12 protein-coding genes, 1 rRNA gene and 1 other annotated feature (1 of these 14 cut by a window edge) are annotated in these 14,273 nt (G+C 71.9%); of the genes, 3 read left to right on the forward strand and 10 right to left on the reverse strand.

Features of this window, described 5'->3' with window-relative positions; translation table 11 throughout:
* Positions 1 to 112 (reverse strand) — a sequence feature (mutual gap in cmsearch alignment for this rRNA model is longer than 100) (it extends 2,918 nt beyond the left edge of the window).
* Positions 113 to 278: 166 nt separating this feature from the next.
* The 5 genes from KVT14_RS00600 to KVT14_RS00620 all read right to left on the reverse strand — a co-directional run bounded on the left by KVT14_RS00600 (position 279) and on the right by KVT14_RS00620 (position 9,360).
* Positions 279 to 1,800 (reverse strand): 16S ribosomal RNA (locus KVT14_RS00600).
* Positions 1,801 to 2,590: 790 nt separating this feature from the next.
* Positions 2,591 to 5,401 carry an aconitate hydratase gene (locus tag KVT14_RS00605; RefSeq protein ID WP_308160786.1) on the reverse strand — a complete coding sequence of 937 codons (2,811 nt, stop codon included), beginning with the start codon at positions 5,399 to 5,401 and terminating at the stop codon, positions 2,591 to 2,593.
* Positions 5,402 to 5,618: 217 nt separating this feature from the next.
* Complete coding sequence (locus KVT14_RS00610) at positions 5,619 to 5,804, reverse strand: translation initiation factor 2 (RefSeq protein WP_217613869.1); 186 nt, start codon at positions 5,802 to 5,804, stop codon at positions 5,619 to 5,621.
* Positions 5,805 to 6,083: 279 nt separating this feature from the next.
* A complete protein-coding gene (locus tag KVT14_RS00615) occupies positions 6,084 to 7,367 on the reverse strand; it encodes a class I SAM-dependent RNA methyltransferase (protein ID WP_217613870.1) in 1,284 nt (427 codons plus the stop codon).
* Positions 7,357 to 9,360 carry an APC family permease gene (locus KVT14_RS00620; protein WP_217613871.1) on the reverse strand — a complete coding sequence of 668 codons (2,004 nt, stop codon included), beginning with the start codon at positions 9,358 to 9,360 and terminating at the stop codon, positions 7,357 to 7,359. The genes KVT14_RS00615 and KVT14_RS00620 overlap by 11 nt, the downstream gene beginning before the upstream one ends.
* 115 nt (positions 9,361 to 9,475) lie before the next feature.
* On the opposite strand from KVT14_RS00620, the gene KVT14_RS00625 reads away from it, so the two are divergent.
* Both KVT14_RS00625 and KVT14_RS00630 read left to right on the forward strand, forming a co-directional pair.
* The gene (locus KVT14_RS00625; RefSeq protein WP_217613984.1) at positions 9,476 to 10,126 is read left to right on the forward strand and encodes a TrkA family potassium uptake protein; all 651 of its coding nucleotides are present in this window, start codon (positions 9,476 to 9,478) and stop codon (positions 10,124 to 10,126) included.
* Entirely contained in the window at positions 10,123 to 10,821 is a 699-nt protein-coding gene (locus KVT14_RS00630) for a TrkA family potassium uptake protein (protein WP_217613872.1), read from the forward strand. The genes KVT14_RS00625 and KVT14_RS00630 overlap by 4 nt, the downstream gene beginning before the upstream one ends.
* On the opposite strand, the gene KVT14_RS00635 is transcribed toward KVT14_RS00630, so the two are convergent.
* From KVT14_RS00635 to dut, 4 genes are all read right to left on the reverse strand, one after another.
* Entirely contained in the window at positions 10,730 to 11,524 is a 795-nt protein-coding gene (locus KVT14_RS00635; RefSeq protein ID WP_308160787.1) for a DUF3159 domain-containing protein, read from the reverse strand. The genes KVT14_RS00630 and KVT14_RS00635 overlap by 92 nt on opposite strands.
* Entirely contained in the window at positions 11,517 to 11,885 is a 369-nt protein-coding gene (locus tag KVT14_RS00640) for an OB-fold nucleic acid binding domain-containing protein (protein ID WP_147797223.1), read from the reverse strand. The genes KVT14_RS00635 and KVT14_RS00640 overlap by 8 nt, the downstream gene beginning before the upstream one ends.
* Before the next feature lie 10 nt (positions 11,886 to 11,895).
* On the reverse strand, positions 11,896 to 12,558 hold the full coding sequence (locus KVT14_RS00645; protein WP_217613986.1) for a DUF3710 domain-containing protein: 663 nt from the start codon (positions 12,556 to 12,558) through the stop codon (positions 11,896 to 11,898).
* 200 nt (positions 12,559 to 12,758) lie between these two features.
* Positions 12,759 to 13,307: a dUTP diphosphatase gene (gene dut / locus KVT14_RS00650; RefSeq protein WP_308160788.1), complete on the reverse strand. Its 549-nt coding sequence runs from the start codon at positions 13,305 to 13,307 to the stop codon at positions 12,759 to 12,761.
* 40 nt (positions 13,308 to 13,347) lie between these two features.
* On the opposite strand from dut, the gene KVT14_RS00655 reads away from it, so the two are divergent.
* The gene (locus KVT14_RS00655; protein WP_217613999.1) at positions 13,348 to 13,821 is read left to right on the forward strand and encodes a DUF3093 domain-containing protein; all 474 of its coding nucleotides are present in this window, start codon (positions 13,348 to 13,350) and stop codon (positions 13,819 to 13,821) included.
* Positions 13,822 to 13,932: 111 nt separating this feature from the next.
* On the opposite strand, the gene KVT14_RS00660 is transcribed toward KVT14_RS00655, so the two are convergent.
* Positions 13,933 to 14,232, reverse strand: coding sequence for a DUF4193 domain-containing protein (locus KVT14_RS00660; RefSeq protein WP_146835284.1), 300 nt, complete (start codon positions 14,230 to 14,232; stop codon positions 13,933 to 13,935).
* Positions 14,233 to 14,273 lie beyond the last annotated feature (41 nt).

The raw sequence follows: 14,273 nt of genomic DNA on the forward strand, positions 1-14,273 counted from the left end.
CGAAGAGGAGTCAGCGGTTCGTCCGACCGACCGGGCCCGTCATGAAGCAACCTCCCTTAGCGGGCTGTTCCCTCAGGACCCAACAGCGTGCCTAGGCGACCACCTCCTGCCGGCTGTGCGCGTTCCGTCCCCGACAAGTCGAGGTGTACTGGCGCGATGCCGGCCGATGATGGCCGCCGTAGTTGATGTTCCACCCTTGAGCACCACCCCGAACGCGTACGGCTCGGGCCTGGTCTCTGCACACACCCACCGAAGCGAGCGTGTCAGAAGCTCCTTAGAAAGGAGGTGATCCAGCCGCACCTTCCGGTACGGCTACCTTGTTACGACTTAGTCCCAATCGCCAGTCCCACCTTCGACGGCTCCCCCTGCGAACAGTTGGGCCACCGGCTTCGGGTGTTACCGACTTTCGTGACTTGACGGGCGGTGTGTACAAGGCCCGGGAACGTATTCACCGCAGCGTTGCTGATCTGCGATTACTAGCGACTCCGACTTCATGGGGTCGAGTTGCAGACCCCAATCCGAACTGAGACCGGCTTTTTGGGATTCGCTCCACCTCGCGGTATCGCAGCCCTTTGTACCGGCCATTGTAGCATGCGTGAAGCCCAAGACATAAGGGGCATGATGATTTGACGTCATCCCCACCTTCCTCCGAGTTGACCCCGGCAGTCTCCTATGAGTCCCCGGCATGACCCGCTGGCAACATAGGACGAGGGTTGCGCTCGTTGCGGGACTTAACCCAACATCTCACGACACGAGCTGACGACAACCATGCACCACCTGTACACCGACCTTGCGGGGCAACCATCTCTGGAAGTTTCCGGTGTATGTCAAGCCTTGGTAAGGTTCTTCGCGTTGCATCGAATTAATCCGCATGCTCCGCCGCTTGTGCGGGCCCCCGTCAATTTCTTTGAGTTTTAGCCTTGCGGCCGTACTCCCCAGGCGGGGCACTTAATGCGTTTGCTGCGGCACGGAACTCGTGGAATGAGCCCCACACCTAGTGCCCAACGTTTACGGCATGGACTACCAGGGTATCTAATCCTGTTCGCTCCCCATGCTTTCGCTCCTCAGCGTCAGTTGCGGCCCAGAGACCTGCCTTCGCCATCGGTGTTCCTCCTGATATCTGCGCATTCCACCGCTACACCAGGAATTCCAGTCTCCCCTACCGCACTCTAGACTGCCCGTACCCACTGCAAGCCCGAGGTTGAGCCTCGAGTTTTCACAGCAGACGCGACAGACCGCCTACGAGCTCTTTACGCCCAATAATTCCGGACAACGCTTGCGCCCTACGTATTACCGCGGCTGCTGGCACGTAGTTAGCCGGCGCTTCTTCTGCAGGTACCGTCACTTGCGCTTCTTCCCTGCTGAAAGAGGTTTACAACCCGAAGGCCTTCATCCCTCACGCGGCGTCGCTGCATCAGGCTTGCGCCCATTGTGCAATATTCCCCACTGCTGCCTCCCGTAGGAGTCTGGGCCGTGTCTCAGTCCCAGTGTGGCCGGTCGCCCTCTCAGGCCGGCTACCCGTCGTCGCCTTGGTAGGCCGTTACCCCACCAACAAGCTGATAGGCCGCGAGTCCATCCCTGACCGATAAATCTTTCCAGACGCATCAGATGCCTGAGCGTCACGTATCCGGTATTAGACCTCGTTTCCAAGGCTTATCCCAGAGTCAGGGGCAGGTTACTCACGTGTTACTCACCCGTTCGCCACTGATCCACCCAGCAAGCTGGGCTTCACCGTTCGACTTGCATGTGTTAAGCACGCCGCCAGCGTTCGTCCTGAGCCAGAATCAAACTCTCCGTAGATGTCTCATTGGCAACCACCACCCGAAGGCGGCGATCCACCGACACACGAAACGACCCCCACCCGCTGGCGAGCGGAGATCAGTCAATTCGGCTGCTAAGGAAGCCGCCCGACGGGGTCGGGAACGACTTCCGTATCAACCAAGACCCACCGACACCGAACAACCACCCCCAGACTGAGGGCGGCCACCCGAGCCGATGAACCATCTTGGCATCAACTACTAGGCACACTGTTGAGTTCTCAAAGAACAGACGCGCATCCCCCGTCCACCCTCTTCAGGGCGTTCGGCCGGAGGCTCGGTTCCAATCTACCAGAGTTCCTGGCCCGCGTTTCGCGCCTTCCGGCGTTTCCTCGCGTTCCTGAACTCTACCAGAGCTTCTTTCCTGCCCGATTCGCCCTTCCGAGCGGCTCCGACGTTCCGAAACTCTACCAGATGTTCTGGCCGGTCGTTTTCGGTGAATCTCTTCACCGCTTTCGACCTGGAGAACACTACCAGGCTTTCCGGAGTGCTTTGTGCGTGATTCACACGACATTGCTCCTCGGGAGGCCCGGTCCGGCACGACGAACCGGACGCAACGAAGCGCCTGGAGCACGTACCGGGGGGTGGCTGCCTGCGGGACCGGCCTTCGGGTCGAGCCGCGAAGTCCGTGCCTCCCGTCCGGGCAGCTCGGAGAACATTACGCGCGGAGCCCTCCGCCGTCAACTCCCGGCCCGGCGCCCCCGCCCCGGGCAGCACGACGCCCCCGTCACCTGCGGGAACAGGCGACGGGGGCGTCGTCGACGCGCGGTGCGTCAGGCCGCGACGAGCGACCGCAGCACGTACTGCAGGATGCCGCCGTTCCGGTAGTAGTCCGCCTCACCGGGGGTGTCGATGCGGACGACCGCGTCGAACTCGACGACCGAGCCGTCGCCCTTGGTGGCCGTGACATGCACCGTCCGGGGCGTCGTGCCCTCGTTCAGCGCCGCCACGCCGGCGATGTCGAACGTCTCGGTGCCGTCCAGGCCGAGCGAGTCCGCCGACTCCCCCGCCGGGAACTGCAGCGGGAGGACGCCCATGCCGATGAGGTTCGACCGGTGGATGCGCTCGAACGACTCGGTGATGACCGCCTTGACGCCCAGGAGCGCGGTGCCCTTGGCCGCCCAGTCGCGGGACGAGCCGGAGCCGTACTCCTTGCCGCCCAGGATCACGAGCGGGACGCCGGCCTCGGCATACGCCTGCGCGGCGTCGTAGATCGACGTCTGCTCCCCGGACAGGTGGTTCACGGTGTAGCCGCCCTCGACGCCCGGGACCAGCTGGTTCCGGAGCCGGATGTTCGCGAACGTGCCGCGGATCATCACCTCGTGGTTGCCCCGGCGGGACCCGTAGGAGTTGAAGTCCCGGCGCTCCACCCCGTGCTCGGCGAGGTACTGCCCGGCCGGGCTGTCCGCCTTGATCGACCCCGCGGGGCTGATGTGGTCGGTGGTGACCGAGTCGCCGAGCTTGGCGAGGACCCGCGCCCCGGTGACGTCGACGACGGGCGCCGGCTCCGCGGCCATGCCGTCGAAGTACGGGGGCTTGCGCACGTAGGTGGACCCGCCGTCCCAGGCGAACGTGTCGCCCTCCGGGGTGTCCAGGGCGCGCCAGCGCTCGTCGCCCGCGAAGACGTCGGCGTAGTCGGACTCGAACATCGAGCGGTCGATGCTCGCGTCGATGGTCGCCTGGACCTCCTCCGGGGTGGGCCAGATGTCCGCGAGGAACACCGGCTTCCCGTCGGTGTCGGTGCCGAGCGGCTGGTTGTCGAAGTCGAAGTCCATCGTCCCGGCGAGGGCGTACGCGATGACCAGCGGCGGGGACGCCAGGTAGTTCATCTTGACGTCGGGGTTGATGCGGCCCTCGAAGTTCCGGTTGCCGGAGAGCACCGACACCACGGACAGGTCGTGCTCGTTGACGACGGCCGAGACCTCCTCGGGCAGCGGGCCCGAGTTGCCGATGCAGGTGGCGCAGCCGTACCCGACCAGGTGGAACCCGAGCTTCTCGAGGTAGGGCCAGAGGCCGGCCTTCTCGTAGTAGTTCGTGACGACCTGGGAGCCCGGGGCCATCGACGTCTTGACCCACGGCTGCGAGGTGAGGCCGCGCTCGACGGCCTTCCGCGCGAGCAGCGCCGCGGCGAGCATGACCGACGGGTTCGACGTGTTGGTGCACGAGGTGATCGACGCGATCACGACGGCGCCGTGGTCGAGCTCGGTCGTGGTGCCGTCCGCCAGCGTCACCGGCACGCGCCGGTGCGGACGGCGGGCCGAGTCGCCCGCGGCGACGTGGGCCGGCGCGTCCGAGGAGTCGGTGTGCTCCCCCGCCGCGATCGGGTCGGAGGCGGGGAACGTCTCGTCCACCGACTCGTCCAGCCCGGTGAACGGCGCCTTCTCGGCGTCGGACACGTAGTCGAGGATCGAGGTCGCGAACGACTCCTTGGCCTCCGACAGCTCGATGCGGTCCTGCGGGCGCTTCGGGCCGGCGATCGACGGGACGACCGTGCCGAGGTCGAGCTCGAGGTACTCGGAGTACGCCGGCTCGCGCGACGGGTCGTGCCAGAGGCCCTGCTCCTTCGCGTACGCCTCGACGAGCGCGAGCTGCTGCTCGGAGCGGCCGGTCAGGCGCAGGTAGTCGAGCGTGACGTCGTCGATCGGGAAGATCGCGCAGGTGGAGCCGAACTCCGGCGACATGTTGCCGATGGTGGCGCGGTTCGCGAGCGGCACCTGGGCCACGCCCTCGCCGTAGAACTCGACGAACTTGCCGACCACGCCGTGCTGGCGCAGCTGCTGCGTGATGGTGAGCACCACGTCGGTCGCGGTCACGCCGGACGGGATCGAGCCGGTGAGCTTGAAGCCGACGACGCGCGGGATGAGCATCGAGACGGGCTGGCCGAGCATGGCCGCCTCGGCCTCGATGCCGCCGACGCCCCAGCCGAGCACGCCCAGGCCGTTGACCATCGTGGTGTGCGAGTCGGTGCCGACGCAGGTGTCCGGGTAGGCGCGCAGCGCACCGTCGACCTCACGCGTCATGATGCCGCGCGCCAGGTACTCGATGTTGACCTGGTGCACGATGCCGGTGCCCGGCGGGACGACCTTGAAGTCGTCGAACGCGGTCTGGCCCCAGCGCAGGAACTGGTAGCGCTCGTGGTTGCGCTGGTACTCGATCTCGACGTTGCGGCGGAACGCGTCCTCGCGCCCGAACACGTCGATCTGCACGGAGTGGTCGATGACCAGCTCGGCGGGCGCGAGCGGGTTGATCCGGGTCGGGTCGCCGCCCAGGTCGGCCATGGCCTCGCGCATGGTGGCGAGGTCGACGACGCAGGGCACGCCGGTGAAGTCCTGCATGATCACGCGGGCGGGCGTGAACTGGATCTCGGTGTCCGGCTCGGCGGACGGGTCCCACCCGGCGAGAGCGCGGACGTGGTCGGCGGTGATGTTCGCGCCGTCCTCGGTCCGCAGCAGGTTCTCGGCGAGCACCTTGAGGCTGTACGGCAGCTTCTCCGTCCCGGGGACCGCGTCCAGCCGGAAGATCTCGTAGGTGTCGTCCCCGACCTGCAGCCGGGCCTTCGACCCGAAGCTGTCGACGCTGCTCACTTCTGGCTCCTTCGTTGGCGAGTCCGGCCGCTGGGGGACGGCCGCTGGGAGACGGGCGCCCCGGGGCCTGGTGCCCGGGCTCGTCCGCCGAAGTATCTTGATGTCGAGATACATCCTACCCCGACGCGGCCCTGTGCGTCGCGGCGCCCGCGCGGCCCGGCGCGCCGGGGTCGACGGGCGCGCCGGGCCGCGCACGGCCGACCGGGAGGCGGGGCCCTCAGTCCCCGGCGGTGCTCTCGACCGCCCGGCGCTCGCGCTCGACGGCCTTCTGGTGCTGGCGGGGGTCGTAGTCCGGGGTGCCCTGCTTGTGCAGCTCGGCGGTCGCGCGGCGGCCGGCCTCGGCCACCCGGCGCGTCGCCTCGGCGGCGGACTCGCGGGCGTCACCCTCGTGCGGTGTCGTCATCGTCGGCTCCTTCCGGTGGGGCGGGCGCCGCGGGCCGCGGTGCCCGGTCCCCACGCTAGGCCGACGCGCGGCCCCGCGCGAGGGCATCGGCGCCCCCGACCTGCGGCGATCCGGAGACGCCGGGGACGCGCAGCTCGGCGCCCCCGGCCGAGTTCGGTGCTCCCGGCCGAGTTCGGTGCTCCCGGCCGAGTTCGGTGGCTGCAGGCACCGAACTCAGCTGGGACCACCGAACCGGGGTGCCCGAGGGCCGCCCGCAGGCCGCGGCCCGCGGGCGGCGGCTCAACGCTCCAGGACCGCGACCGCCTCGACGTGGTGCGTCATCGGGAACAGGTCGTACCCCGTCACGTCGGCCAGCGCGTAGCCCTCCTCCGCGAGGTACGCCACGTCCCGCGCCAGTGCGGCGGGGTCGCACGCGACGTAGACGACGCGCCGCGGCGCGAGCCCCGCGACCGCCCGCACGACGTCCCGCCCGGCACCTACGCGCGGCGGGTCGAGCACGACGGCGTCGACCCCGGCACCCGCAGCGCCCGACGCGAGCGCGCCGGCCACGTCGCCGCCGTGCAGCTCGACCCGCGGCCGGTCGTGCAGGTTCCGGCGCGCGTCCCGCACGGCGCGCGCGTCGCCCTCGACGGCCACCACGGACCCCGCGCCGCCGACCGCGTCGGCCAGGGGCAGCGTGAACAGGCCCGCGCCGGAGTACAGGTCCAGCACTCGCGCACCGTCGACGTCGCCCAGGGCGTCGAGCACGGCGCCGGTGAGCGCGGCCGGGGCCTCGCGGTGCACCTGCCAGAAGCCGGCGGCCGCGACCCGGTACCCCCACTCCCGCTCCCCCACCCGCACCTGCTCGCGGACGGCGGACCGGGCGTTCGGCCGCGGGTCGACCTTGCCGCGGCGGAGGTCGAACGGCTGGTCGTCGACGAGCACGACCGGGGTGTCCCCGCCGGCGGGCGCGACCGCCTCGATCCGGGCGCCCGGGGCCCAGCGGCGCCCGAGCAGGTCGAGCTCCGCCAGCGCGTCGCTCATCAGCGGCATCGTCGTCACCGGCACGACGTCGTGCGACCGGAACCGGCGCATGCCGGCGCGGCCCTCCCGGTCGGCGAGGAAGCCGACCCGGGTGCGCCAGCCGAGGCCGGCCCGCTCGTCGTCGCCGGGCAGCGCCCGCACGGGCACCTCCCGCTCGACGCGCGCGAGCCGCTGCAGCTGCTCCGCCAGCACGGCGGCCTTCCAGGCGCGCTGGGCGTCGGGCCGCACGTGCGCGAGCTCGCCGCCCCCGACGCCGCCCGGGCCCGCCTCGGCCCACGCGGACTCCACGCGGTCGGGCGACGCCTCGAGCACCTCGACGGCGTCGGCCCGCCAGAACCTCGCCTTCGGCCCGGCGTCGGTCAGCCGCGCCACGACCCGCTCGCCCGGCAGCGCGTGCCGGACGAACACCACCCGCCCGGGGCCGTCCTCGCCGGGCGCCCGCAGCCGGGCGACGCAGTGCCCGCCGTGCGCGACCGGACCGACCTCGAGCTCGACCAGGTCCCCCGGCGCCACCGCGGCGCCGCGCGCCTCAGAGCCCACGGGAGATCGTCCTGCGCACGTGGTCCTCCATGCCGGTCTGCCCTTCGGTCGATGCGAGCTGCCACGGCACGGACGCCACCACGACGCCCGGCGTGAACAGGAGACGCCCCTTGAGCCGCAGGGCGCTCTGGTTGTGCAGCAGCTGCTCCCACCAGTGGCCCACGACGTACTCGGGGATGTAGACGACCACCAGGTCCCGCGGGCTCTCCCGCCGGATCGAGCGGACGTAGGTGATGACGGGCCGGGTGATCTCGCGGAACGGCGAGTCCAGCACCCGCAGCGGCACCGGGAGGTCCATGGCCTCCCACTGCGCGCGGAGCGCCGCGGCGTCCTCGGGGTCCACGCCCACGGTCACGGCCTCGATGGTCTGCGGCCGCGACGCCCGGGCGTACGCGATGGCCCGCATGGTCGGCCGGTGCAGGTGCGAGACGAGCACGAGCGCGTGCACCCGGCTCGGGAGCGCGCGGGCCGCCGCGGGGTCGGCGCCGAGCGCGAGCTCGGCCTTGACCGCGTCGTAGTGCCGGCGGATGCCCTGCATGCCGATGAACACGATGATCATCGCGAGGATGGCGATCCAGGCGCCGTGCGTGAACTTGGTGATGAGCACGATGACCAGCACGGTCGCGGTCATGCCGAAGCCGATCGCGTTGATCACCCGGGACCGGAGCATCTGCCGCCGGCGGTCGGGGTCGGGCTGGGTGCGGAGCTCGCGGGTCCAGTGCTTGATCATCCCGAGCTGGGACAACGTGAACGACACGAAGACGCCGACGATGTACAGCTGGATGAGCCGGGTGACCTGGGCGTCGAAGGCCAGGATCAGCGCGATCGCGCCGGCGGCCAGGGCGATGATGCCGTTGGAGAACGCCAGCCGGTCGCCGCGGGTGTGCAGCTGCCGCGGCAGGTAGCCGTCCTTCGCGAGGATCGAGCCGAGCACCGGGAACCCGTTGAAGGCCGTGTTCGCGGCGAGGATCAGGATGAGGCCGGTGACGACCGAGACCAGGTAGAACGCCGGCGGGAACGAGTGGAAGATCGTCTGCGCGAGCTGCCCGATGACCGGGTCCTGCACGTACTCCTCGCCCACCGGCACGCCGTTGTCGAGCAGCTGCGTCGAGGGGTCCTCGACGTAGTGCACGCCGGTGAGCCGCGCGAGCGTCAGGATCGACATGATGAGGAACACCGACAGCCCGCCCAGCAGGAGCAGGGTGGTCGCGGCGTTCTTCGACTTGGGCTTGCGGAACGACGGGACGCCGTTGCTGATCGCCTCGACGCCGGTGAGCGCGGCGGACCCGGACGCGAACGCCCGCAGCACGAGGAACGCGCCCGCGGCGCCCATGAGCCCCTGGTCGAACCCGTCGGCGGGGACGATCGTCAACGCGCTGGAGGCCGCGGGCTGCAGGTCGCCCGTCAGGTACTGCACGAACCCGAAGATCGCGGTGCTGCCGACGGCGACCATGTAGAGGTACACCGGGATCGCGAACGCGTTGCCGGACTCCCGGACGCCGCGCAGGTTCGCGAGGGTGAGCAGCACGACGATGGCCACGGCGAACAGCGCCTCGTGCCCCCGCAGCGCCGGGATCGCCGACGCCGCGTACTGCGCCCCGGACGACACGGACACCGCGACGGTGAGCACGTAGTCGACGAGCAGCGCGCTGGCGACGGTGACGCCCGCCTTCGGCCCCAGGTTCACGGTGGCGACCTCGTAGTCGCCGCCGCCCGAGGGGTAGGCGTGCACGTTCTGCCGGTACGACGCGATGACGGTGATCATCACGACGACGACGGCCAGGCCGACCCACGGAGAGATGACGGTGGCGCTCACGCCGGCGAGGGCGAGCGTCAGCAGCACCTCGTCGGGGGCGTAGGCGACGGACGACAGCGCGTCCGACGCGAAGATCGGCAGGGCGATCCGCTTCGGGAGGAGGGTGTGCCCCAGGTTCTCGCTGCGGACCGGTCGGCCCAGCAGCAAGCGTTTGGCGGCATCCGCGAGATCCGGCACGAGCGACCATGCTAGGCGCACCCGGGGCGTTCCGGCACCGGACACCACCCGGGACCACCGGCGTGCCCGGCGGTCCGCGCGGGGTATAGCGTTCCGCGTTGTGCACTTCGTCATCATGGGCTGCGGCCGCGCCGGCGCCACGCTCGCCCAGTCGCTCGAGTCCCACGGGCACTCCGTCGCGGTGATCGACCAGAACCCGGACTCGTTCCGCCGCCTCGACGCGGAGTTCGCCGGGAGCAAGGTCACCGGCCTCGGCTTCGACCGGGACACGCTGCGCCAGGCGGGCATCGACGACGCGTTCGGGTTCGCGGCCGTGTCCGACGGCGACAACTCGAACATCCTGGCCGCGCGCGTCGTGCGCGAGACCTTCGGCGTCGAGAACGTCGTCGCCCGGATCTACGACCCGCACCGCGCGGAGATCTACCAGCGGCTCGGCATCCCCACGGTCGCGACCGTGCGGTGGACCGCCGACCAGGTGCTGCGCCGGCTGCTGCCGATGGGCGCGACCAGCCAGTTCACCGACGCGTCCGGCAAGATCAGCCTGTCCGAGGTGGACGTGCACGCCGGCTGGGTCGGCAAGCCGCTGCGCCTGATCGAGGAGGCCACGGGCGCCCGCGTCGCGTACCTCACCCGCTACGGCGACGGGCTGCTGCCCGACGCGCAGACCGTCCTCCAGGAGAGCGACATCGTGCACCTGCTGCTCCGGACCGACGAGTCCGCCGCCGTCGAGCGGACCCTCACCGTGGCGCCGGAGGTGCAGGCGTGAGGGTCGTCATCGCGGGCGCCGGCTCGGTCGGCCGCTCCATCGCGCGCGAGCTGCTCGCCAACGGGCACGAGATCACGCTCATCGACCGCCAGCCCTCCGCCATGCGCGTCGCGCAGGTGGCCGACGCGGACTGGCTGCTGGCCGACGCGTGCGAGCTGCCCACGCTGACCCAGGCGCGGACGGACGAGTGCGACGTGGTCGTGGCCGCCACCGGCGACGACAAGGCCAACCTGGTCATCTCGCTGCTCGCCAAGACCGAGTACGGCGTGCCGCGCACGGTCGCCCGGGTGAACAACCCCAAGAACGAGTGGATGTTCGACGAGGCGTGGGGCGTGGACGTCGCCGTCTCCACCCCGCGCATCATGACGGCGATGATCGAGGAGGCCGTCTCCGTCGGCGACCTGGTGCGGATCTTCACGTTCCACCAGTCCGGCGCGGACATCCTCGAGCTGACGCTCCCCGAGGGCTCGCCGCTCGCCGGCTCGCTGGTCGGTCAGATCGACTGGCCGGCCGACACCGTGCTCGCGGCGATCGTCCGGGACGACCGCCCGTTCCAGCCGTCCGGGGACGACACCCTGGAGGGCGGCGACGAGCTGCTGTTCGTCACGGGGCGGGACGCGTCCGAGGAGGACCTGGCCGCGCTGCTGTCGAGCCGCGTACCAGGATCCAGCTCGCCCACAGCACCAGCGCCGTGAGCGGCACGCCCATGACGAGCTTCGCCGTGCCGAGCCACGCGACCTCGTCGGCGTAGTACAGCGGCACCTGCACGACCAGCCGTGCGGCGAACATCCCCGCCCACAGCCAGGTGACGAGGGCGTACCGGCGCAGCAGCGCCGGGTCCTTCCGCCAGGCGACGGCGCCGGCCCACGAGCCCTGCTCGGACATCGGGCCGTCGCCGCGGAACAGCCCGAGCACGACGCCGACCAGCGGCCAGCGGACCAGCACCGAGACCACGAACGCCAGCAGGTAGGCGACGTTGGTGAGCAGGCCCCAGGCGAAGTAGTCGCTCGCGTCGCCCGTGCGCCACGCCCAGACGACGCCGATGCCGACCCCGAGGACGCCGGACAGCGCCTGGGTGAGCGGGCTGCGCTGCACGAGGCGCGCGACGACCGCGAGCACCGCGGCGGCGACGGACGCGATCAGCGCGGGGCGCAGCTGCTGGCCGGACGCGACGAACACGACGACGAAGAGCAGGCCGGGCAGGACCGACTCGACCGCGCCGCGGACACCGCCGACGGACTCGGCGATCGAGAAGCTCTCGGCCTCGATCGCGCGCATGCCGCGGGCGGGGACGGCGTCCTCGGGCGCGGCCGCGGGCGGCACGGGGGTGTCGGCCGCGGCGGACGGGTCCGGCGTCACCGACGGCTCGCGGCCGCCGGCCGGCGTCGGCTCACTCACCCGGACGGGGCCGCAGCTCGTAGCGCGGGTTGAACATGGAGCGCCGGCCCTCGCGGGTGCACACCAGCCCCTCGACCTTGAGCCGGCGGCCCGGCTCGATGCCGGCGATCTCCCGGCGGCCCAGCCAGACGAGCACCAGGTTGCCGCTGCCGTCGTACAGGTCGGCCTCGAGCGCGGGCACGCCCTGGCGCGGGCGCAGCACGACGGAGCGGATCACGCCCGAGACCTTCACGCGGTGCCGGTCCGGGGTTTGCGCGACGGGCACGCAGCCCTTCGCGCGGACCGCGTCCTCGCGCTCCTCCGAGGCCTCGATCTCCTCCTGCGACGCGACGGCCCGGCGCAGGCCCTCCCGCAGCGACAGCGGCGACATGTCAGCGGATCTCCGTGATCTCCGGCCCGCGCTTGAGCGGGTCGAACGTGGGTGCGGCGGGGGCGGCGGGCTGGGGCGCCACGCCGTCCGCCTGGTTCGGGAGCGTGAGCGCGAGCAGGTCGCGCGGGGCGCGCGCCTCGGTGCCGCGCACGACGACGGTCGTCCGGAACAGGTTCTCGAGCGTGCCCGCGGCCTCCTCGTCGACCGCGGCGCGGCCGGTGATGACGCCGCGCAGGAACCAGCGGGGGCCGTCGACGCCGACGAACCGCGCCGGGCGGTGGCCGGTGCGGCCCTCCGGGGTGCGGACCGGCAGCCGGGCGAGCAGCTCGCGGCCGAACGGGCCGGGCACGTCGTCGACGGCGCCGCCCTGCTTGCGCACGGACTCGCCGATCTCCTCGCGGATCTCGTCCCAGATGCCGTCGGTCCGCGGCGCGGCGAACGCCTGCATCTGCAGCGTCGAGCCGTCGATCGTCACGCCGACGGCCGTCACCGTGCCGGACTTCTTGTCGATCTCCATGCGCAGCTCCATGCCGTGCACGCCGGGCAGCCGCAGGGCGCCCAGGTCGACGCGCGGGCCGGGCGGGATCTCCTCGGTGGAGTCCCAGGGGCCGGCGGACCGGTCGACGGCGGCCGGGGCCGGGTCCTCCGGGGTCGCGTCCTGCACCGCGGGTCCGTCGCCCGCGGCGGCCGCGGTGCCCGCCGGGTCGGCGGCCCCCTCGGCTGCGTCGACGCCGGCCGCGGTCTGGTCCTGGGCGGTGCGGTCCTTCGCACCGCGCCGGAATAGCGCCACCCTCAGTCCCCTCTCCGGGTCGCCCGCGTCGCGGGCGCGTTCGTCACCACGATAGTCCGCACGCCACGGACCACCTAGCGGGCCGCCTGCGTGTCCGCCGTGGGCGCACCGGTGGTCGCGCCCGCCGCCTCGGTGGGCGCACCGGCGGCCCGCCAGCCGCCGCTCGACCCGAAGCCGCCCGTGCCGCGCACCGAGTCCGGCAGCTCGTCGACCTCGACGAACAGCGCGCGCTCCACCCGCTGGATCACCAGCTGGGCCACCCGGTCGCCGCGGTGCAGCACCACGGGCTCGCGCGCGTCGGTGTTGAGGAGCGTCACCGCGATCTCGCCGCGGTAGCCGGCGTCCACCGTGCCGGGCGCGTTGACGATCGTGAGGCCGTGCCGCGCGGCGAGGCCGGAGCGCGGGTGCACGAAGGCGGCGTAGCCCTCGGGCAGGGCGATCGCGATCCCCGTCGGCAGGGTGGCCCGCTCGCCGGGCTCGATCGTCGCGTCGACCCGGGTCACCAGGTCCGCGCCGGCGTCGCCCGGGTGCGCGTAGGCCGGGACCGGCACGCCCTCGTCGAGGCGGCGCAGGCCGATGGTCAGGGTCTCGGGGGCCACGGGGGCGGGCGCGTCGTCCGTCACGGGCCCCGACCCTACCCGTCGCAGGTGGGATGCTGGGGCCGTGCAGACGACGACCGCCCCCGCCTTCGCCGAGCGCCTCTGGCCCTCCCCCGCCGGCTGGGTCGCCGTGCCCGCCCTCGCCGCGATGCTCGGCATCGTGCTGCTGCCCCTGTCGCCGGCGGCGGCGGGCGTGGGCGCCGCGCTGGGCCTGGTGGCGGCCGCGCTCGCCGCGGCCCGGCTCGCCACGCGGGTCCGCGTCGAGGGCGGCGAGCTGCACGCCGGCGACGCGCACGTCCCGGTCGCGCTGCTCCGGGCGCCGCGGGCGCTCGACGCGGACGAGACCCGCCACGAGCTCGGCCCCGGCCTGGACGCGCGCGCGCACGTGTGCCTGCGCGGCTGGGTGCGGACCGCGGTGCGCGTCGAGCTGGACGACCCGGCGGACCCCACGCCCTACTGGGTGGTCTCGACCCGGCGGCCCGCGGAGCTGGTCGCGGCGCTCGGCGGGACCGTCGAGGGCGGGCACCCGGCCGCCTGACCCCGCCCGGGACGACGACGCCGGCCGGACCCGTCGGGGTCCGGCCGGCGTCGTGACGGCTGGGTGGGGCGCGCTCGCCTGCCGATCAGGCGTGCGCGCCCGGTCGGCAGCTCAGGCCGCGCACTCCGAGCAGACGGGCATGCCGTCCTTCTCGTAGGCGAGCTGGCTGCGGTGGTGGACCAGGAAGCACTTCGAGCAGGTGAACTCGTCGGCCTGGCGCGGCAGCACCCGGACCGAGAGCTCCTCGCCCGACAGGTCCGCGCCCGGGAGCTCGAACCCCTCGGCCGCTTCGGTCTCGTCCTCGTCCACCACGCCCGAGTTCTTGTCGGAGCGCCGGGCCTGGAGCTCCTGCAGCGAGTCCTCGCTGAGGTCCTCCTCGGTCTTGCGCGGGGCGTCGTAGTCGGTTGCCATGTGGTGTGGTCACGCTCCGTCTGGTGGTCGGGATCGGCGTA

The organism is Cellulomonas sp. GbtcB1, assembly GCF_019091725.1.
Classification (GTDB): Bacteria; Actinomycetota; Actinomycetes; order Actinomycetales; family Cellulomonadaceae; genus Cellulomonas.